Consider the following 17,298-nt stretch of genomic DNA (forward strand, 5'->3'; position numbering starts at 1 on the left):
CCGGGCGGGGGCAGAGCCCCCAAGCCCCGCCAGCCGCTAGCCCGACCGCATCAGCATGCCGAACAGGTCCCGCGGATCATCCGGGTCTGCCAGCAAGTCGAGATCGGCGTAATAGGCCGTCCCGCGGATTCGGTCGCGAACGAAGCGCAGGGCCGAGAAATCCTCGATCGCGAACCCCACGCTGTCGAACAGCGTCACCTGCTGAGCATCGCGCCGCCCCGGTGCGGTGCCGCTGACCACCTGCCAGAGCTCGGTGAAGGGATGATCCTCGGGCATCTGCTGCAATTCGCCTTCGATCCGGGTCTGCTCGGGGTATTCCAAGAACATCTCGGCCCGCGCGACGATATCGCGGTGCAGCTCGGTCTTGCCCGGGCAATCGCCGCCGATGGCGTTGATGTGCACCCCCGCGCCCACCATGTTGTCGGTCAGGATCGTCGCATTCTGCTTGTCGGCGGTGCAGGTCGTCAGGATCTGCGCCCCCTCGATCGCCTCTTCGGCCGAGGCGCAGGAAACCACCGTCAGCCCCGATCCGGCCAGATTGCGCGCCACCTTTTCGGTGGCCCGGGCATCGATGTCGAACAGCCGCACCGTGTCAATCCCCAGCAGCGCCTTCATCGCCAGGGTCTGGAATTCGGCCTGGGCGCCATTGCCGATCATCGCCATGCAGCGCGCGCCCTTGGGCGCCAGGTACTTCGCCGCCATCGCCGAGGTCGCCGCGGTGCGCATCGCGGTCAGCAGCGTCATCTCGGTCAACAGCACAGGGTAGCCGGTGTAGACATCCGCCAGGAGGCCGAAGGCGGTCACGGTCTGCAGCCCCTCGCGGGTGTTCTTGGGGTGGCCGTTGACGTATTTGAAGCCATAGGCCTCGCCATCCGAGGTCGGCATCAGCTCGATCACCCCGACATCGGAATGCGAGGCGACGCGCGGCGTCTTGTCAAACAGCTCCCAGCGGCGGAAATCATCCTCGATATAGCCGGCCAGCTCGCGCAGCATCGGCTCGATGCCGACATGGTGGATCAGCCGCATCATGTTGTCGACCGAGACGAAGGGCACCAGCGCCTTGTCAGAGGGGGCGAGCTCTGCCGGGCTCAGCGGTGTCACGGGGCCGGCCATCAGATGTAGGACCGGGTCGGGCGGTCGAACACGCGTCGGCCCAGAGCCGAGGCGGCGAGGTCGACCATCGCCTGCGCGGTGCGGCCGCGTTCATCGAGAAAGGGGTTGAGCTCGACCAGGTCCATCGAGGTCATCCGGCCGCTGTCGCAGATCAGCTCCATTGCCAGGTGGCCCTCGCGGATCGTCGCGCCGCCGGGGACGGTGGTGCCCACCGCAGGGGCGATCGACGGGTCGAGGAAATCGACGTCGAGCGAGACATGCAGCGCGCCATCGGCCTCCTCGACGCGCGAGAGGAAGGCCGAGAGCGGCGTGGCGATGCCGGTCTCGTCGATCTCGCGCATGTCGTGGTAGTGGATGCCGCTGTCCTGCAGCATCGCCTTTTCCGCCGCATCGACCGAGCGCAACCCGATGATGCAGATGTTCGCTTCGGGCACCGGCGCGGTCACCTTGGGGAACCCGGCAAATCCCTTGCGGCCGGTGGCATAGGCCAGCGGCGTGCCGTGCAGGTTGCCCGAGGTGGTGGTCTCGGCGGTGTGGAAGTCGCTGTGTGCATCGAGCCAGAGCACGAACTGCGGCCGGCCTTTCGCGGCCGCATGCGCCGCCACACCTGGCACGGTGCCGAGCGAAATCGCGTGGTCGCCGCCGAGAAAGATCGGCAGGCCGCGGCTCATCGCCTGTTCCGCCTCGCGCATCAGGCGGTAGGTCCAGGCAATGGTTTCCTGCGGCTTGTGCAGCCGGTCGCTGACGTCGTCCGGCGCGTGGCTGGCCGGCGACAGGTTGCCGTCGTCGATCACCTTGAGGCCGAGATCGCGCAGCGCGCGGGCCAGGCCGGCGGTGCGAAAGGCGTCCGGCCCCATCAGGCAGCCGTCGCGGCGCGCGCCACTGTCCATCGGTGCGCCGATCAGCAGGCAGGTTTTCGGTTTCATGCAAGGCTCCCCATGACTTGATCCAAGGCCACTATGACGGATAGAACGGACGGAGTGCAGCGCTCAAACTGCCCGGATCGGTGAGCTTTAGCGCAAAACGGAAAGGAAAGCGGTCGAAATGGACGCCACCGATCAGAGGCTCATCGCCGCGCTGCGCCATGACGCGCGCGCCTCGCTGTCGGATCTGGCGGCGCGTCTTGGCCTGTCGCGCACCACCGTCAGGGCGCGGATCGAACGGCTGCAGGCGCGTGGCGAGGTGCTGGGCTTTACCGTGGTGCTCAAGGGCGACGCGGCGCGCGACCCGGTGCGCGGGCTGATGATGATCGGCATCGAGGGCCGCGGCACCGACCGCATCCTGCGCCAGCTGCAGGGGCTGGCCGAGGTGCGGGCGCTGCATTCGACCAACGGCCGCTGGGACGTGATCGCCGAGATCGGCACCGAGACGCTCGAGGCCTTCGACGCGGTACTGGCCCGGATCCGCCGTTTCGAAGGGGTGGCGACCTCCGAGACCAGCCTGCTGCTCGCGACCCGGAAGTCGGGCTAGGCCCGGGCCGCCCTGAGCCAGACCAGCACCAGCAGCGCAGAGAGCAGCGCGTTCCAGTTGGCCATGGTCAGGCCGAAGAGGAACGGCGTGAGACTGTCGCAGAGCACCAGCGCCGGCGCGTCGGAACCGCCGGGCAGCAGGGCGCCGCCGGCAAGGCTGCTGAGGTCTTCGCCGCTGCCGGTGCAGCTGGCCGGGCCCTGCCACCATTTCCGCTCGACGCCGCTGTGAAAGACCGCGATGCCGGCGGTTGTGGCGGCCGCGAGCGCACCGAGCAGCGGCAGGACGCGGCCCGCGGCGAGACGACCGGGCAGGGCCAGCGCCAGCGCGCCGATCACCACCGCGGCGGCATGCGGCCAGCGTTGCCAGAGGCACATGGCGCAGGGCGCCCAGCCCAGCGCCTGAAACAGGAAGGCACCGGCCAGCAGCGCAAAGGAGCCGGTGGCGGCCAGAAGGACGAAGGCTGCGCGGGTCATAGGTACCTCACCAGGACAAAGCCGCCGATCAGCAGCGCCATGAAGAGCGTCAAGGCCAGGCCGAGGCGTTTCTCGATGAAATCGCGGATCGGCGCGCCGAAGGAATAAAGCAGGCCTGCAACCAGGAAAAATCGGATGCCGCGGGCGATGACCGAGGTGACCATGAAGGTCATCAGCGGCATGCCGGTCCAGCCCGACATGATGGTGATGACCTTGTACGGGAAGGGCGTGATGCCGGCGATCAGCACCGCCCAGAAGCCGAAATCGTTGAACCGCGTGTTGAACTCTTCCATGGCGTGGCCTTTGCCCAGCGCATCGAGGATCGGTGCGCCCAGCGTGTCGTAGAAGAAGGCGCCGATGGCATAGCCCAGCAGACCGCCCAGCACCGAGGACACCAGCGCCACCAGCGCGATGAGCCAGGCGCGAGAGGGCCGGGCGATGATCATCGGAATCATCAGCACATCTGGCGGGATCGGAAAGACCGAACTTTCCACAAAGGACACGGCGGCAAGCACCCAGAGGGCGTTTTTGTGTTCGGCCATGGCCAGGGTGCGGGCATAGAGCGTGTGCAACATGCCTGCCTCAGAGCATGCGCCGCGAACGGGGTCAAGAGCACAGAAAACCGCGATTTGCCCTCTGGACGAGGGCGGCTTTGGACGGTATTCGAACGGGTGTGCCCAAGTGGCGGAATGGTAGACGCAGGGGATTCAAAATCCCCCGGCTTAACGGCCTTGTCGGTTCGAGTCCGACCTTGGGTACCACTGATTTCTAACGGTTTTCCCGGAGCGCCGGGAAATCGAAAATCGGGCCGGGAGCAATCACTCCCACAGGCGACTCCCACAGTCCTGTTTCGTTCATGTTCTGTCCAGGCGCTGCTGTGCGGCCTTGCTCAGGCGTTTCCGACTGGCCTTTTTCCGGTAGTAGGCCACCATTTCGGCGCTTTGGCCAGTCACCGCCTGGATCTCTGCATCGGAGGCGCCGGCCTCTGCCAGTTCGACGATCGCGAGCTTGCGCAGGCCGTGCAGCGTGTACGGACGCGCCTTTGCACCGAGCCCCGTGCGCCAGGCCCGGAACTTCCGTTCGACCGCGTCATAGGAGAGCGGCTCGGTCGGGGTCTTGCCCAGGATATAGTCTCCGCGTCCCGGCAGCTCGGCGACGAAACCGGCCAGGCTCGGCGGGCAATAGACCTCGAGCTCCTGTTTCCCCTTTTCGTCGCTCACGGTCATGTATTCGCCGCGGAACTGGTCGCGGCGCATGCCGATGGCCGCGCCCGGTCTCTGGCCGGTGCCGCGGATCAGCTGCGCCGCGGTCTGCACATCCTCGGGCGCCTCCGCCAGCGCCGCGATCATCCAGTCGGGCCAGGGCTCGTATTCCCGTTGCTTGCCGAAATGCTCGATCCCGCTGGCCGGGTTGGGCGGCATCGGCCAGAACAGGCTGTTGGCCGCGTAGCCCCAGAGGATCGACACGGTCTGCAGCATGCGATCCGCCTCTCTCGGGGTCGCGCTCATGGCCAGATGTGCGCGGTAGAGCGCCTCCTTCGTGGTGCGGCGCATGTCCTTGTCGCCGTTCTTCTGCATGATGCGGTCCATCGCCCGCCGGTAGCTCCGCTTGGTGCTGTCGGCCAGCCGGCCCTGGACCTTGGGATCCGAGCGCCAGGCGATGATGCAGGCCCGCCAGCTGTGTTCGACCTTGGGCTTCTGCGCCGCGTGCCGCCCCGATCGGCAGGCCCAGTAGAGCTGGTCCAGCTTCTGCGCGTCGCCTTGCCAGTCCAGCAGGATCGCGCGTTCGCGGCGTTTGCCGCCCTCGGTCCACGTCACGCGGTAGAAGGGCACCCAGGCGGTCTTGCGGTGGTTCAGCTTCCACGTCAGACGCGGCTTGGCGATCGCGGGCTTCTTCACATCTCGAATTCCTGGTTGCCGGGGTCGGCGGCGGAGCCGGAAAGGATCGCCTCGAGATCGGCCACACGCCAGAGGATCACGTCACCGATCCTGGCCGGTCCCGGCAAAGCACCTTCCTCGACCAACCGCCGGAAATCCGCCGGCTTGAGGTCCAGCATCTGCGCGGCGGTCTTTTCGCGCACGGCAAGCGGGGTGAGATCGACGGGCATGGTCAGCCCTCCCGGGGGGGGAAGGCAGCGTCGCCCATCTTGTCGGCCAGGCGCGCGGCCAGGGCAGCGGCACCGGCGATCTCGGGCTGGTCCATGCTGTAGGCGCCGACGATCCAGCACGCCTCGTAGAGCACCGCGTCATCGTGATCCGCCGGCGCGGCCAGAGCGGCGCGGGCGGCAGCAAGGCGGCGGGCGGTGACGTCCCGCGGTAGGGCGGGCAGGGTGCGAGAGACGAAGCTCATCTGCCTTGCCTCAGCGGCGGCCAGAGCGTGATAAAGCCATCTTCCTCGATGTCAGCCGCCTTAGCCCCGCCCGGCGTGGGAGCAGCGCCAGGCGGGGCCGGATGCCGTCCGTGAGTGGCAGTCGGCATGTCGGGATCGGAGTGGATGAGATCGAAGCGCAGGCGCAGCGGCTTGCCAGCCGCATCGCTGACCTTGGCCTCGGGGCGGTGGGCATGCAGCGCGCGAATCACGCCGCGCTCGAGCTGCGCACCCGGCGTCCGGCAGAACAGCACCGGGCCGCCGCCGGCAAATCCGTTCTGGCCATCCGAGGTCTCGGCAAAGGCGCGCAGGGTGTTGCTGGCGGCGCGGCACCAGTTCGGCACCAGCTCGGCCACGTCGCGCGCGGCGGCGAAAACGCCGAACAAGCTGACCTCGAAGAGCACCGGGCTGTAGGCCTTTGCGCCCTGCGGCGGCGTCTCGGGGATCGACCAGAGGCCGTTGTCACGGCAGAGGCTCGCGAATTGCGACAGGCGGTTTTCCGGATCGATGCGCTCGAGCAGGTCGAGCGTGCCGGAGAGCCGGCGCGGGCAAATTTCGGCGCTCATGCCACGGCCTCCTCACCGGACGCGCTGCGCATGGCCAGTCTTCGGGCCAGCAGCTCGCCGCAAAGGTCGGGGAGGATGGTGACCAGGATCGCGGTGTCGGTGGCGCTGATCTCGCCCGTCTGGCGTTCGGGGCCGCCATGGGCCAGGTCGCGCAGGCACTGGTCGGTGATCATCTCTTCGGGTGCGAGCGGCAGGTGCGGGTCTGCTGGGGACTGTCGGCAGGGAGCTGTTGCGTGCATCGAAGCCTCCATCGGTTGATGGGAGCAGGTTATGTCTGAAATTGTCAGATTGTAAAGCGCGAAAATCTGATATATTCAGACGGAAGGATCCCTGGCGCGGTCAATTAAGGGTTGACCGAGCGAGATCAAATGCAGAACATTTGGCGCATTGGAGACCAAGTATGCGAGTATGCTACCGAGTGATTCTTAGGGTGGTCCGGCGCGTGGGTCTCAATCTGAATTACTGCTTCTCTCCTCGAACATGTCTAAGAAGAGGAGAGCCATTTCTATTGCGTCGCGCACGGCCCCAGGAAGATGATAGACATCACCGTTCAAGATGAAATTGTAGTCAATCCTATGATTTTTGTAGAGAAAATTCATGGTGCCTCTGGTCGGCCGGCCCTTGGCTTCCTGTGAGTGATAGGTCTTGTAGGAAATGCCCATCGCATCTGCCAGGGCTTTCGCGGTTTGGTAGCCTGCAGCTCTCCGGGCAGCCTCCAAGCGGTGACCGACAGCGTCGTCTGAATTGTCGTTGACGAGCGCAAGAGCTTCGATGTCTTCAATCTTCATAGTGCCGTTGTACGTCATCTCTTGCCCGTTCTGAACATTTAAGATTGCTTGGCTTGACAGTCTGATAATTTCAGACCTATGACTTGGGGTATGGACAGGACTCCGAGAGAATTTGTCGACGAGCTTGGCGGATACCGTGCAGTTGCAAAGCGGATCGGTGTCAGCTCAAAGACCATGCACGCACATGCTTCTGCGGATCGCTTGCCGCCGCGCTGGTACAGAGCGCTCTGCGAACTGGCGTGGGAAAAGAAGGTCATGGCGCCGGCGCCTGATATCTTCGGTTTCAAGCCTCTCGTACCAGAGCCTGAGGGCGCGTCATTGCGCGAGGAGGATGCCGCATGAATAGCGGGTTCGAAGTCGTCACCCGCTGCCATGCAGTGCGGATGCGTTCCACCGTTTGGAACCTTGCTGAATCCCGCCTTGTGCCCAAATGTAAAACTTGGGAGGGCCGTGAATGACCTGGCCTTCGGTCTCTTCTGTGGGTCAAGATCGCGCAGCATCCCCAGACGCTAACGCACCCTCGGCCGGTACGTCTTACGAAAGGGTTTTCCAGGGTCTCGATCTCTACCACTTCCAGCGCCAGTTCCCTGACCTGATGGCCAAGCACCTGCGTGGCACCGGTCTCACGGCGCGCGAGTTGGGCTATCGCTTCAACGTGCATGAGCGCACGGCGCAGAACTGGCTCGACGGGCTCAATCGACCAGCGCCCGACAAGGTCGCCGTGATGGTGGTCGTCGACGAAAAGTTTGCCGCTGTGGTCAAGGCGGCGTTGCGGGGGCGAGTGCCATGACCCCCTGCGCAATCCTCGCCCTCGAGGCGCGGGCGCGCCGGATGGCGGCGCTCGGCGTCTCGATTACTTTCGCGCCTTGTGAACTGTCCGCGCTGGCGGACTGGCTGGCCCAGCAGGCACCCCGCGCGCCGCCCTGAGCGCGGCCACGGCGTGGTCTGAGGCAGGCCCGCGGGCAACGATCCCCGCATCCATCGCGTCACGTGAAAACACGGGCGCTCCAGGCACCGAAAGAGGGGCGGCATTATGCAGCCAGAGCAGGATATTGCCTTGTCAAACAGTAGCGCTTCCCGGCTGATATCAGATCAGACATGGGGAAAAGAGCGTTTCCAGTGGCTCGCGGCCGTGCGCGCGGACGCCGACCTGAGCGATCGGGCCTGCAGGATCGCGCATGTTCTGGTGTTGGACATTGCCAACCATGTGACCGCGACCTGCACCGCATCCTATGATCGGATCCGCGAGTTTACCGGCCATTCAAGCAAAACCACCAGTCGTGGAATTAAAGAGCTGGAGAACGGGGGGTGGATTGATCGCCGGGCCGGTTCGAACCGAGGCTCTGCTTCCGAATACCGGTTCTTCCGCCGTGCCAAAGTGGTGCCGCTCTACCCGTCACAGGACCCGAAAAAAAGGGGGTCAAATCTGACCGGAAAGGGGGTCAAATCTCACCCTGAAAAGGGGGTCAAATCTGACCCGCTGGAAGTCGAAAGGGGGTCAAATCTGTCCCGAAAGGGGGTCAAATCTGACCAGCCCTATAATAATGCTAAACCATATTTTAACCATAGGGGCGCGCAGGCCGCGCCGAAGCTCTCCGAAAATCCCCAAGTTCATCGCACCGCCGAGCGCGCTGTCGCCGCCTTTCGCGGCGGCCGTCGCGACGAGCTGTTCGAGGTGCGACCCTGGATCCGCGATCACATCCTCGCAGCCGGGATGCTGACCGATGCGGAGGTGATCGAGGCGGGCTGGTCACAGGCTGAGAACGGGGATCGTGCAGATGTCTGACGTCGAGACGAAACGCGGCCGGGTGCGCCGCCTGCTGATCGAGCCGCTGGCCAGCGGCTATGGCGGCATGGGCTTTCGCTTCCCGAAGGGCACCGACGAGAAGAAGCAACGCAGCTACCTCGACTGGCTGGCCGACTGGCTGGGCTATCTCAGCGACGAAGAACTCGAGCGACTGCGCGCCTGCCTCTCGGCGCATGGCGACGGTGCCAAGCGCTGCTTCTGGCCGGCGCGCGCCACGGTGGTGTTCTTCGCCCAGGCGGCCCGGCCGCGACCGATCGAAACCTGGCCGGAATGCGCGAGCTGGTTCGCGTCGATCGAAGGGGCCAAGGCCCGGGAAGAGGGCACGCTGGTCGCCACGATGCTCTTCATCGAGCGCAACATCCGCCCGCCCTACACTCCGAAGGACCGCCGCGAGGTGGCCGCTCGGACCGCCGAGCTGCAGCGCGCCTACACTGAGGCGCAGGAGCGGGTGACGAGGGACCGGGCCTATCCCGACGATGCGCAGATGATCGCCTGGTACGACCGGCTGACCGAGCGCGCCGAGGCGCTGGTGGGGGCCGAGCGGCAGGGGCACGCAGCATGAGCGGGCAAGCGACGCAGCGTCTGGCGGCGGCGGATGCGCGCAAGCCGATCGGGATCTGGGACCTGGTGCAATGGGCCTTCCGGGCGGAATGCGCCCGCATCGAGACGGGCAGCGGGCCGCGCACCCTCAGTGGCACCGGCTACGTCATGGCCCAGCTCGAGGTCGGGCGCGTCGACGGTGGCGGCCATTCGCTGCCGCACCATGACGCCGACCTGGTGGCCGATGCCTTGGCGCATCTGCCAGAGGCGCGGGGTGGGCTGCGCATGGCGCTCTGGTTCGCCGAACTGGCCCGGGTCGGTCGGGTGCCGGACTGGATGCCGGATGCGCGGCCGCGGGTCTTTCCGGTCGAGACCCATACCAACCGGCACGGGGTTCGGGCGCGCTCGGAAGAGGCGCGCGACTGGCCGCCGCAGCCGCGGCGCAACCGCAAGGGCGTGGTGGTCCATGACACGGTGATGTGCTGTCCGGTGGTCATCCGGCCGAGTGCGGACGAGATCGCCGGCGCGCGCCGCGACTACCTCCGCTGGTGGGACGCGCTCTGGGAGGTTCGGGAAACCTTCAGGATTTACAACAACCTGACCGCTCACGAGGTCACTGACGCGATGCCCTTGCGCACGCCATGGCGGGCCGGCCGCGCAAAAAACTGTTGACGAAATCCTAGCCCCGTTGACATATTGCCTGCGAACCGAACTGCGCCCGGAGCCGGAAACCCCGCTCCGGGCGCTTTGCGTTTGGTCTGCTGCGTCATGCGGCGCGGGGGGCGGCGGAGGCCAGGGCATGTTCACGATCGAGGCGGACTTCCACGCGGCCGAACGGCTGCTGTCGGATCTTGGCCGCAGGCAGTTGCCTTTCGCCGCGGCCATGACGCTGAACGACGTGGCTGCGGATGTGAAAGAGGATGAAGCGCGCGGGATCGAAGAGACCTTCGACCGACCAACGCCCTTCACCAAGCGCGGGCTCTATCTGCGGCGGGCGTCGAAGTCACGGCTGGCGGCGCAGGTGGGGGTGAAGTCGGTCCAGGCCGGCTATCTCGGGCTGCAGGCCAAAGGTGGTGTGCGGCGCCCGAAAGGGCGGGCTCTTGTGGTGCCGGTCAAGATGCGGCGCAACAAGTACGGCAACATGGCCAGGGGCGCGGTGAAGCGCGCGGCGGCCAAACCGGATGTTTTCGCGGCGAGCCGAAGCTCTGGCAGATCGCGGCATCTGCCGCCGGGTATTTACCAACGGCCGCGCGGCAAGCGGGGTGGCAGCCCCAAGATGCTGGTGGCCTTCGAGGCGAGTGCCTCATATCGCAAACGCTGGGATTTCCAGGGCCGGGCGCAGAAGAAGGCGACGGCCGTGGCGCAGGCCCATTTCTCCCGGCGGCTGGCCGAGGCAATCCGCACCGCGAAATAGCCTCGGGTCCTTCTAACCCCCGCGCCGCACACGGGTAATTCGCACCCCGGTGGGTTTGGGTGTGGGGTGGTTTTGGCGGCGTGGGTTTTCGGTTCTTGTTGTTGAGGATTTTCAGGAGGTTGGAACGTGTCTGACGTGATCACACTCGAGAGCGGGGAGGTGCTTGATCTTGCCGCCTATCCGCTGCCCGAGGGGGTCGAGGACGAGGTGTTCAACCTCGATCTGATGGCCAAGGCGATGGCCACATCGACCGTCACGGTCAGCCGCTGGATCGACCAGGGCATGCCGGTGCAGCAGCGCGGCGGCAACGGTCAATCCTACAAGCTGCGCTTCAGCCATTGCTATGCCTGGCGCAAGTGGAAGGAGGCTTCTGATACCGCCGCGCGCCGGGCTTTGGAAAGCAAGGCCGAGCAGAAGGCCATGCTGTTTCTTAACGAGGAAACGCCGACCGAAGGCGCGCGTCTCTCGCCGAAGGAAGTGCGCGAATGGTCGGAGGCCGAGCTGATCCGCAACAAGGCGGCCCAGCAGCGGGGCGAGCTGGTGCGGACGCACCAAGTGGTCGAAATGCTGGAACACGTTCTGGCCACTGCGCGCAATGCGATGCTGACCGCGCCCGACTGGCTCGAGCAGGAATTCAGCCTGTCGCCCGGCCAGGTGGACAAGGCGCAGCGCTACTTCGACGGCGTCCTGGAAGAGATGCGGCATCAGATGGTGCAGCGTGACCTGATGCCGGCCGAGCTGATCCCGCTGGCCGGCACCGGCGACGCGTCGCAGGGCTGAGCGCATGGTGGAGATGGCCGATCGGGCGCTGGGGCAGGTCTGCGATCTGCCGCCGCTGCCGCCCTTTGCCCAGGCGCGCGACCTTCTGGCCGATGCCATGCCGCTGCTCGATGCGCCGAGCCGCATGGCACCGATCGAAGCCGCGGCGCGCTATGTGCGGGTCGAGACACGCGGCGTCTGGCAGAACTTCGATCCGGACGTGACGCCCTACATGATCGAGCCGGTCAACACGGTGCAGTCGCGGCTCTACAAGGGCGGCGCCTTCGTCGGGCCGTCGCAGTCCGGCAAGACCATGGCGCTGATCACCACGGCGCTGCATCCTGTGGTCTGTGATCCGGCCCCGGTGCTGGTGATCCACATGGATCGGCCCAGTCGCGACCGCTGGGTCGAGGAATCGCTGAACCCGGTGATCCGGAACAGCCCCGAGGTGCGCGACAGGCTGGGACGCGCCCGCGACGACGACACCTTCAGCCGCAAACGGTTCCGGGGCATGCGGCTGAACCTAGGCTATCCGACACCGCAATGGCTGTCCTCGGCCAAGTACCGGTTGGTGGCGATGACGGATTATGACCACTTCCCGCCGGAGCTGGGCGTGCGCAAGGAAGCGCCCGAGGGATCGCCGTTCGACATGGGGATGCAGCGGATCAAGACCTTCCTGAGCCGGGGCTTCGTCTTTGCCGAGAGCACGCCGGCCTGGCCGGTGATCAGGGCAGACTGGCAACCAGACAAGGCCGCGCCGCATGAGTTCCCGCCGGTGCGGTTCGGGATCGTACCGCTCTACAATCGCGGCACGCGCGGCCGCTGGTACTGGCAATGCCGCGACTGCGACGCGCTGTTCCAGCCGGCCTTTGCGCATCTGCACTATGACGAGACGCTTTCGCCTCGGGCGGCGGGCGAGACGGCTGAAATGGAGTGCCAGGCCTGCGGCGCGCTGATCGGACCGCATCACAAGACCGAGTTCAACCGGCAGGCGCATCGCGGGCGGGGCGGCTGGCTGCACGAGGCGGAGCAGGGCGGGGACCTGGTGCCGATGGGCGACAGCGCGATCCGGGGCACCGAGATCGCCAGCTGGGCATTGGATGGCGCGGCCGCGACCTTTGCCAACTGGTCCGACCTGGTGTCGCGACGGATCGAGGCGCAGCGGCAGCTCGAGGAACTGGGCGAGGACATCCAGCTGTCGCGGTTCTACTACACCGATGTCGGTGTGCCCTACCTGCGCCCGAGCCTGGGCAAGGATGACGGGCTGAGCGTGCAATTCCTGCGCGACCAGGCGCAGCCGGTTGCCAAAGGCATGGCGCCCGATTGGGTGCGCTTCGTCGTGGTGTCGGTGGACGTGCAGAACACCTGGTTCCCGGTCCAGGTCACCGGCTTCGGGGCGGATGGAAGCTCGGTGGTGATCGACCGGTTCGACCTGATGCAGCCGCCCGCCGATGCACCCGGCGCCGATCCGGACGTGGATGGCAACACCCGCCGTATCCAGCCGCCGCGCTACGAGGAAGACTGGGCGGTATTGGAGCCGCTGGCTGACCGGGTGATCCCGGTTTCCGGGCGCGACTACGGGCTGCGCCCGATCGGCGTGGTGGTGGATTTCCAGGGCGCGCCGGGGGTCAGCGACAATGCCGAGAAATTCCTGCTGGCCCGTCGCCGGGCGGGCGAGGGCAGCAAGTGGCGGTTGAGCCGGGGGCAGGGCGGCTGGAAGGTGCCGCGCATCCGCTACGCCGAGCCCGAGCGCGGCTCGGGCGGCAAGGCGGCGCGCAAGATCAAGCTTCTGACGATGGGGGTCGACCGGCTCAAGGACACCCTGGCTTCGGCCATGCTGAAGGCCGAGGCGGGGGCAGCCGGCGCGATGTACCTGCCGGACTGGATGGCGGGCAACGAGGCCCAGCTCGACGAATACGTCGCGGAAGAGCGGCTGCCCGATGGCTGGGACAAGAAAGCCGGCAAGCAGCGCAACGAGGGCATGGACCTGTCGGTTCAGGCCCGCGCCTTGGCCGAGCACAAGGGGCTCTTGCGGATCGATCCGCAGGCCCCGCCGCCCTGGGCCATCGGTGGCGGCGAGAACATCAACGCGGTGCCTCTGGGGACCGCCAGGAAAAAGCCCGAACCGCAGGCGCGCGCGCCGCGACGGATCGGCTACCTGTCATAGAGGACTGCAAATGGCCTATACCGAGGCAGATGTCACGGCGCTGAAATCGGCGCTGGCAAAAGGCGTACGCAAGACCAAGTTCGGCAACGAGGAAGTCGAGTTCAACTCGGCCGCCGAGATGCGCAAGCAGCTTGCCATCATGCAGGCCGAGATCGCCGGGGCGGCGGTGCAGGGGGTGACGGTCAGCTATCCCAAGTGCAGCCGGGGCCTGTGAGCGCCATGGACCTTTTCGACCGCGTTCTCCTACGCCTGGCGCCCAGACGCGCCCTGGCACGGGTGCGAGCCCGCGCCAAGGCCACCACCCTGATGAACTATGACGCGGCCAGCCGCGGACGGCGCACCCAAGGGTGGCGGGCACCCGCCACCGATGCAGACAGCGCGGCAGGCGCCAGCCGGTCGCGGCTGCGGTTCCTCAGCCGGGACTTCGTGCGCAACCGTCCATTGGCCGCGCGCGCCCGGGACGTGATCACCGGCAACGTGGTGGGCGCTGGCATCCTGCCCTCGGTGGAAATGCCGGCTGACGCCTCGGATCGTACGGAAGAGGCAATGACGGTGATCCGCGACCATCTGCTGCCGGCAATCGATGCCTACGGGGTGAGCTACCTGCCGGGGTTGCAGCGGCAGGTGATGAACGCTGTCTTCACCGATGGCGAGGTGCTGGTGCGCCGCCGGCTGCGCGATCTGAAGTATGAGCCCGATCTGAAGCTGCCGTTCCAGGTGCAGCTTCTGGAGGTCGATCACCTCGACGAGACTTTGACCAGCCACGGGCGCAACGAGGTGGTCGATGGCATCGAGTACGGGCCGACAGGCCGGACCGTTGCCTATCACCTCTACGACCACCATCCCGGTGACGTGCTGGGGCCGCTTGCCGGCGAGCTGAAAAGCCGCCGCGTCCCGGCGTCGGAGATCCTGCACATTCGCCGGATCGACCGTCCCGGCCAGATGCGCGGCGTGCCCTGGCTGGCGCCGGTGATGATGACGCTGGGCGAAATCAGCGACTACCAAGAGGCGCAGATCCTCAAGCAGAAGATCGCGGCGCTGCTGGCCTTCTTCATCGAGGCCGACGAGGACGGCAACGTCTACGACGGCGCGGCGCTGGAAGAGGTCGCGCCGGGCGCGGTGGTGGGCCTCAAGTCGGGCCAGAAGATGACCGCCTCGGAGCCGCCGAAGGTCGACGGCTACGGCGACTTCATGCGGGAGGCGGTGCGCAGCGTCGCCGCAGGCCTCGGCCTGACCTACGAGAGTTTCGGCGATCTCAGCAAGGTGTCCTTCATCTCCGGGCGCATGGGCCGCATGGACATGGACCGGGCCGTCCAGGTCTGGCAGCAGGTGCTGATCATCGCCCAGTTCTGCGAAGGCCTGGGCCGCTGGACCTGTGACGCCTGGCGGCTGGTCGAGAAGGCGCGCGGTCTGCCGCCGGTGCCTGACCGCATCGCCTGGACTGCGCCGGGGCGCCCGATGCTCGACCCCAAGGAAATCGACATGGCCCTGGCCGAGATCGAGGGCGGGCTGACCAGCCTGCAGCGCAAACAGCGCGAGCGCGGGCTCGACCCCGATGTGATCGCCCGCGAGCGCGCCGAAGACGCCAGCCGCATCACCGTGCCGAAGGGCACGCGGGCGAGCGTGCCCGCCGGGGCTGAGACAACCGACGACAACGAGGAGAGCGCCGATGAACGGCAGTGACCTGATCCTGAATGGCGAGATCGTGCTCGATGGCATGATCATGCCGCACGATTGGTGCGAGTTCATGGAGGGCGGGTGTTTTTCCGCCCGTATGCTGCGCGAGGCGCTGGCGCAATTTCCCGGCGATGTGACGGTGCGGATCAATTCCTCGGGCGGCGATCCCTTCGAGGGCGAGGCCATGCGCGCGGCCCTGGCGGCGCATCCCGGCGAGGTTCGAGTCGAGGTGACCGGGCTCGCGGCCTCGGCGGCCTCGCTCCTGATCATGGGCGCGGGGCGGATCGAGATGACCGCGGGGTCGCTGCTCATGATCCACGATCCGAGCTCCTGCCTCTGCGGCACCGCCGGCGACCACCGCGCCGAGGCCGAGGTGCTGGAAACCATGTCTGCTACCTATGCCGGGGTCTACGCCGCCCGGTCGGGCCAGCCGCGCGAGGCCGTCCTTGCGATGATGGCCGCGACCACCTGGATGGGGGGCGAGGAGGCTGTCGAGGCGGGATTTGCCGATGCGCTTGCCGGGCAGGCTGCGACTGACACGTCACCTCCGGCCCGCGCCGCCGCGATGGCGGCTCACCGAGACACGCTTTCCGCGCTGCGCCGCTGCGCCGCGCAATTCAATGCCGCGTCCCGTTCGGGGCCGGTGTCACGGACCGCGACCGTTGGTCACTCACAGGCCGCCATGGCCGCAACAGAGGAGGCAGACATGCCCCAAGACGACGAAAACCCGGTGGTCACAACCCCGCCGGTCGCTGATCAGGAGGCGCCGCAGACGCCGTCCGTCACGATGCAGGCGCCCGATGCCGAGGCGATCACCGTACGTGCCACCGAGGCCGAACGTGCCCGCCAGCGCGACATCCGCAGCATGTCGGCGGCGTTCGTCACGGCCGGCCAGTTGAGCCAGGCACAGGTCGATAAGGTGATTGACGAAGGCGTGACGGCCGCCGAGGCGGGCAATCGCCTGATGTCTATGATGGCACCGACACCGCAGGCCGGGGACGAGGCCTCGGACGGGCAGCGCGTGCATGTGCGCCGCGACGCAGGCGAAACCCGCATGGAGGGCATGATCTGCGCCCTGATGCGCGATTACGAGGGGCCCGGCGCGGCGTTCCGCGGCATGCGTCTGCGTCGCATGGCGCTGGAGCTCGCGGGCCCGGGTCGCGGTTACAACGAGACCGATGCGATCCAGCGCGGCATGATGTCGACCCGGATGATGGGCGGGGCGCACGGGGTGAGCGACTTCGCCTATATCACCACCGAGGTGATGAACCGTTCGCTCATGCGCGAATACGACCGCCGCGGCGCAAACTGGAACATCGTCACCGGCGCGCCGATGCAGGCCAGCGACTTCCGCGAACTGCATGCGGTGCGCTTCGGCGGTGATTTCCAGCTCAAGCCGGTGAAGGAAAACGGCGAATACGAGAGCGCGGTGCTGGCCGACGAGGCCGAGGGTCTGACTGTCGAGCGTCGCGGCCGGGACATCACCCTGACCTTCGAGGCGGTGATCAACGACGACATGGGCGCCTTCACCGGCATCCCGCGGGAATTTGCGATCGCCTCGCGGGTGATGGAGGCGAGCATGGTCTGGGGGCTGATCCGCAGCAATGCCACGCTGAAATCCGATGGCACCGCGCTGTTTCACGCCGATCACGGCAACCTGGCGGGGTCGGGCGGCGCGATCAGCGTCACCACGGTCGGCGCGGCGCGCAAGGCGATGTGGGAGCAGAAAGCCTACGGCGCGGCAGCCGGCAGCGACGATTTCCTGCAGATCGTGCCGGACCGGCTGCTGGTGGCCCCGGCCAAGGAGGTGGCCGCACAGCAGTTCGTCGCCGACATCACCCCGGCGAAGATCGCCGACAGCAACCCCTTCCGCAACTCGATCACGCCTTACACCGTGCCGCATCTCGGGGCCGCCGCGGGCGGGTCGGACACTGCCTGGTATCTGGTGAGCTCCGACCTGCCGCCGGTCAGCGTGGCCTATCTCGAGGGCTACGAGGCCCCGACCGTGCGCACGATCGAGGGCATGAACCCCGATGTCGTCAAGATGAACGCCCGCCACATCTTCGGCGCGGCCGCCTCGGAGTTCCGCGGCGCCTACAAGAACGCCGGCGCCTGATCCAGCGTGCCTTGAATTGACTGGCCGGGCAGCGTGAGTGC

Annotated in this window: 22 protein-coding genes and 1 tRNA gene; 13 read left to right on the forward strand and 10 right to left on the reverse strand. The window is 66.8% G+C overall.

All coding sequences use genetic code 11. From position 1 onward, the window contains the following. Window positions 1-36 precede the first annotated feature (36 nt). Together VOI27_RS06835 and rocF are read right to left on the reverse strand one after the other, a co-directional pair. On the reverse strand, window positions 37-1,113 hold the full coding sequence (locus tag VOI27_RS06835) for an ornithine cyclodeaminase (RefSeq protein WP_323764568.1): 1,077 nt from the start codon (window positions 1,111-1,113) through the stop codon (window positions 37-39). Further along, window positions 1,113-2,039 carry an arginase gene (rocF, locus tag VOI27_RS06840; RefSeq protein WP_323764569.1) on the reverse strand — a complete coding sequence of 309 codons (927 nt, stop codon included), beginning with the start codon at window positions 2,037-2,039 and terminating at the stop codon, window positions 1,113-1,115. The genes VOI27_RS06835 and rocF overlap by 1 nt, the downstream gene beginning before the upstream one ends. A gap of 118 nt (window positions 2,040-2,157) precedes the next feature. Here rocF and VOI27_RS06845 point away from each other — a divergent pair, with 118 nt between their 5' ends. Then, on the forward strand, window positions 2,158-2,583 hold the full coding sequence (locus tag VOI27_RS06845) for an Lrp/AsnC family transcriptional regulator (RefSeq protein WP_323764570.1): 426 nt from the start codon (window positions 2,158-2,160) through the stop codon (window positions 2,581-2,583). Here VOI27_RS06845 and VOI27_RS06850 read toward each other — a convergent pair. Together VOI27_RS06850 and VOI27_RS06855 are read right to left on the reverse strand one after the other, a co-directional pair. Then, window positions 2,580-3,056, reverse strand: a complete 477-nt coding sequence (locus VOI27_RS06850; protein ID WP_323764571.1) for a disulfide bond formation protein B — start codon at window positions 3,054-3,056, stop codon at window positions 2,580-2,582. The genes VOI27_RS06845 and VOI27_RS06850 overlap by 4 nt on opposite strands. Beyond that, window positions 3,053-3,631 (reverse strand): YqaA family protein, encoded by a 579-nt coding sequence (locus VOI27_RS06855; RefSeq protein WP_323764572.1) that lies wholly within the window; start codon window positions 3,629-3,631, stop codon window positions 3,053-3,055. Before VOI27_RS06855 ends, VOI27_RS06850 begins: the two co-directional genes overlap by 4 nt. Before the next feature lie 100 nt (window positions 3,632-3,731). Between VOI27_RS06855 and VOI27_RS06860 the strand changes: the two genes are divergently transcribed. Continuing rightward, window positions 3,732-3,817: transfer RNA gene (locus tag VOI27_RS06860), tRNA-Leu, on the forward strand. Between the two features lie 93 nt (window positions 3,818-3,910). Here VOI27_RS06860 and VOI27_RS06865 read toward each other — a convergent pair. The 6 genes from VOI27_RS06865 to VOI27_RS06890 all read right to left on the reverse strand — a co-directional run bounded on the left by VOI27_RS06865 (window position 3,911) and on the right by VOI27_RS06890 (window position 6,795). Then, window positions 3,911-4,954, reverse strand: a complete 1,044-nt coding sequence (locus VOI27_RS06865; RefSeq protein ID WP_323764573.1) for a tyrosine-type recombinase/integrase — start codon at window positions 4,952-4,954, stop codon at window positions 3,911-3,913. After that, window positions 4,951-5,163, reverse strand: coding sequence for a helix-turn-helix domain-containing protein (locus VOI27_RS06870; protein ID WP_323764574.1), 213 nt, complete (start codon window positions 5,161-5,163; stop codon window positions 4,951-4,953). The genes VOI27_RS06865 and VOI27_RS06870 overlap by 4 nt, the downstream gene beginning before the upstream one ends. 2 nt (window positions 5,164-5,165) lie before the next feature. Beyond that, window positions 5,166-5,405, reverse strand: coding sequence for a hypothetical protein (locus VOI27_RS06875; protein WP_323764575.1), 240 nt, complete (start codon window positions 5,403-5,405; stop codon window positions 5,166-5,168). Then, window positions 5,402-5,989, reverse strand: a complete 588-nt coding sequence (locus VOI27_RS06880) for a hypothetical protein (RefSeq protein WP_323764576.1) — start codon at window positions 5,987-5,989, stop codon at window positions 5,402-5,404. The genes VOI27_RS06875 and VOI27_RS06880 overlap by 4 nt, the downstream gene beginning before the upstream one ends. Further along, window positions 5,986-6,228, reverse strand: coding sequence for a hypothetical protein (locus VOI27_RS06885; protein ID WP_323764577.1), 243 nt, complete (start codon window positions 6,226-6,228; stop codon window positions 5,986-5,988). Before VOI27_RS06885 ends, VOI27_RS06880 begins: the two co-directional genes overlap by 4 nt. A gap of 210 nt (window positions 6,229-6,438) precedes the next feature. Beyond that, window positions 6,439-6,795: a helix-turn-helix transcriptional regulator gene (locus VOI27_RS06890; protein ID WP_323764578.1), complete on the reverse strand. Its 357-nt coding sequence runs from the start codon at window positions 6,793-6,795 to the stop codon at window positions 6,439-6,441. Between the two features lie 436 nt (window positions 6,796-7,231). On the opposite strand from VOI27_RS06890, the gene VOI27_RS06895 reads away from it, so the two are divergent. The 11 genes from VOI27_RS06895 (at window position 7,232) to VOI27_RS06945 (ending at window position 17,257) form a co-directional block, all read left to right on the forward strand. After that, entirely contained in the window at window positions 7,232-7,567 is a 336-nt protein-coding gene (locus tag VOI27_RS06895) for a hypothetical protein (RefSeq protein WP_323764579.1), read from the forward strand. Beyond that, complete coding sequence (locus VOI27_RS06900; protein ID WP_323764580.1) at window positions 7,564-7,704, forward strand: hypothetical protein; 141 nt, start codon at window positions 7,564-7,566, stop codon at window positions 7,702-7,704. The genes VOI27_RS06895 and VOI27_RS06900 overlap by 4 nt, the downstream gene beginning before the upstream one ends. A gap of 106 nt (window positions 7,705-7,810) precedes the next feature. Then, entirely contained in the window at window positions 7,811-8,563 is a 753-nt protein-coding gene (locus VOI27_RS06905; RefSeq protein WP_323764581.1) for a hypothetical protein, read from the forward strand. After that, window positions 8,556-9,146 (forward strand): hypothetical protein, encoded by a 591-nt coding sequence (locus VOI27_RS06910; RefSeq protein ID WP_323764582.1) that lies wholly within the window; start codon window positions 8,556-8,558, stop codon window positions 9,144-9,146. The genes VOI27_RS06905 and VOI27_RS06910 overlap by 8 nt, the downstream gene beginning before the upstream one ends. Continuing rightward, window positions 9,143-9,796, forward strand: a complete 654-nt coding sequence (locus VOI27_RS06915) for a hypothetical protein (protein WP_323764583.1) — start codon at window positions 9,143-9,145, stop codon at window positions 9,794-9,796. The genes VOI27_RS06910 and VOI27_RS06915 overlap by 4 nt, the downstream gene beginning before the upstream one ends. 127 nt (window positions 9,797-9,923) lie before the next feature. After that, window positions 9,924-10,538 (forward strand): hypothetical protein, encoded by a 615-nt coding sequence (locus VOI27_RS06920; RefSeq protein WP_323764584.1) that lies wholly within the window; start codon window positions 9,924-9,926, stop codon window positions 10,536-10,538. 126 nt (window positions 10,539-10,664) lie between these two features. Next, the gene (locus VOI27_RS06925; protein ID WP_323764585.1) at window positions 10,665-11,318 is read left to right on the forward strand and encodes a terminase small subunit; all 654 of its coding nucleotides are present in this window, start codon (window positions 10,665-10,667) and stop codon (window positions 11,316-11,318) included. Window positions 11,319-11,322: 4 nt separating this feature from the next. Then, a complete protein-coding gene (locus VOI27_RS06930) occupies window positions 11,323-13,464 on the forward strand; it encodes a terminase gpA endonuclease subunit (RefSeq protein ID WP_323764586.1) in 2,142 nt (713 codons plus the stop codon). Between the two features lie 10 nt (window positions 13,465-13,474). Further along, the gene (locus VOI27_RS06935; RefSeq protein ID WP_323764587.1) at window positions 13,475-13,678 is read left to right on the forward strand and encodes a phage head-tail joining protein; all 204 of its coding nucleotides are present in this window, start codon (window positions 13,475-13,477) and stop codon (window positions 13,676-13,678) included. A 5-nt stretch (window positions 13,679-13,683) separates the two neighbouring features. After that, a complete protein-coding gene (locus VOI27_RS06940; RefSeq protein ID WP_323764588.1) occupies window positions 13,684-15,147 on the forward strand; it encodes a phage portal protein in 1,464 nt (487 codons plus the stop codon). Then, complete coding sequence (locus tag VOI27_RS06945) at window positions 15,134-17,257, forward strand: head maturation protease, ClpP-related (protein WP_323764589.1); 2,124 nt, start codon at window positions 15,134-15,136, stop codon at window positions 17,255-17,257. The genes VOI27_RS06940 and VOI27_RS06945 overlap by 14 nt, the downstream gene beginning before the upstream one ends. Window positions 17,258-17,298 lie beyond the last annotated feature (41 nt).

Origin of the sequence: Marinovum sp. (assembly GCF_034669705.1) — a bacterium.
Classification (GTDB): Bacteria; Pseudomonadota; Alphaproteobacteria; order Rhodobacterales; family Rhodobacteraceae; genus Marinovum.

Coding starts and splice junctions, on each gene's coding strand:
- VOI27_RS06835 (WP_323764568.1), bottom strand. CDS start 1,113: ATGGCCGGCCCCGTGACACCGCTGAGCCCGGCAGAGCTCGCCCCCTCT.
- rocF (WP_323764569.1), bottom strand. CDS start 2,039: ATGAAACCGAAAACCTGCCTGCTGATCGGCGCACCGATGGACAGTGGC.
- VOI27_RS06845 (WP_323764570.1), top strand. CDS start 2,158: ATGGACGCCACCGATCAGAGGCTCATCGCCGCGCTGCGCCATGACGCG.
- VOI27_RS06850 (WP_323764571.1), bottom strand. CDS start 3,056: ATGACCCGCGCAGCCTTCGTCCTTCTGGCCGCCACCGGCTCCTTTGCG.
- VOI27_RS06855 (WP_323764572.1), bottom strand. CDS start 3,631: ATGTTGCACACGCTCTATGCCCGCACCCTGGCCATGGCCGAACACAAA.
- VOI27_RS06870 (WP_323764574.1), bottom strand. CDS start 5,163: ATGCCCGTCGATCTCACCCCGCTTGCCGTGCGCGAAAAGACCGCCGCG.
- VOI27_RS06875 (WP_323764575.1), bottom strand. CDS start 5,405: ATGAGCTTCGTCTCTCGCACCCTGCCCGCCCTACCGCGGGACGTCACC.
- VOI27_RS06880 (WP_323764576.1), bottom strand. CDS start 5,989: ATGAGCGCCGAAATTTGCCCGCGCCGGCTCTCCGGCACGCTCGACCTG.
- VOI27_RS06885 (WP_323764577.1), bottom strand. CDS start 6,228: ATGCACGCAACAGCTCCCTGCCGACAGTCCCCAGCAGACCCGCACCTG.
- VOI27_RS06890 (WP_323764578.1), bottom strand. CDS start 6,795: ATGACGTACAACGGCACTATGAAGATTGAAGACATCGAAGCTCTTGCG.
- VOI27_RS06895 (WP_323764579.1), top strand. CDS start 7,232: ATGACCTGGCCTTCGGTCTCTTCTGTGGGTCAAGATCGCGCAGCATCC.
- VOI27_RS06900 (WP_323764580.1), top strand. CDS start 7,564: ATGACCCCCTGCGCAATCCTCGCCCTCGAGGCGCGGGCGCGCCGGATG.
- VOI27_RS06905 (WP_323764581.1), top strand. CDS start 7,811: ATGCAGCCAGAGCAGGATATTGCCTTGTCAAACAGTAGCGCTTCCCGG.
- VOI27_RS06910 (WP_323764582.1), top strand. CDS start 8,556: ATGTCTGACGTCGAGACGAAACGCGGCCGGGTGCGCCGCCTGCTGATC.
- VOI27_RS06915 (WP_323764583.1), top strand. CDS start 9,143: ATGAGCGGGCAAGCGACGCAGCGTCTGGCGGCGGCGGATGCGCGCAAG.
- VOI27_RS06920 (WP_323764584.1), top strand. CDS start 9,924: ATGTTCACGATCGAGGCGGACTTCCACGCGGCCGAACGGCTGCTGTCG.
- VOI27_RS06930 (WP_323764586.1), top strand. CDS start 11,323: ATGGTGGAGATGGCCGATCGGGCGCTGGGGCAGGTCTGCGATCTGCCG.
- VOI27_RS06935 (WP_323764587.1), top strand. CDS start 13,475: ATGGCCTATACCGAGGCAGATGTCACGGCGCTGAAATCGGCGCTGGCA.
- VOI27_RS06940 (WP_323764588.1), top strand. CDS start 13,684: ATGGACCTTTTCGACCGCGTTCTCCTACGCCTGGCGCCCAGACGCGCC.
- VOI27_RS06945 (WP_323764589.1), top strand. CDS start 15,134: ATGAACGGCAGTGACCTGATCCTGAATGGCGAGATCGTGCTCGATGGC.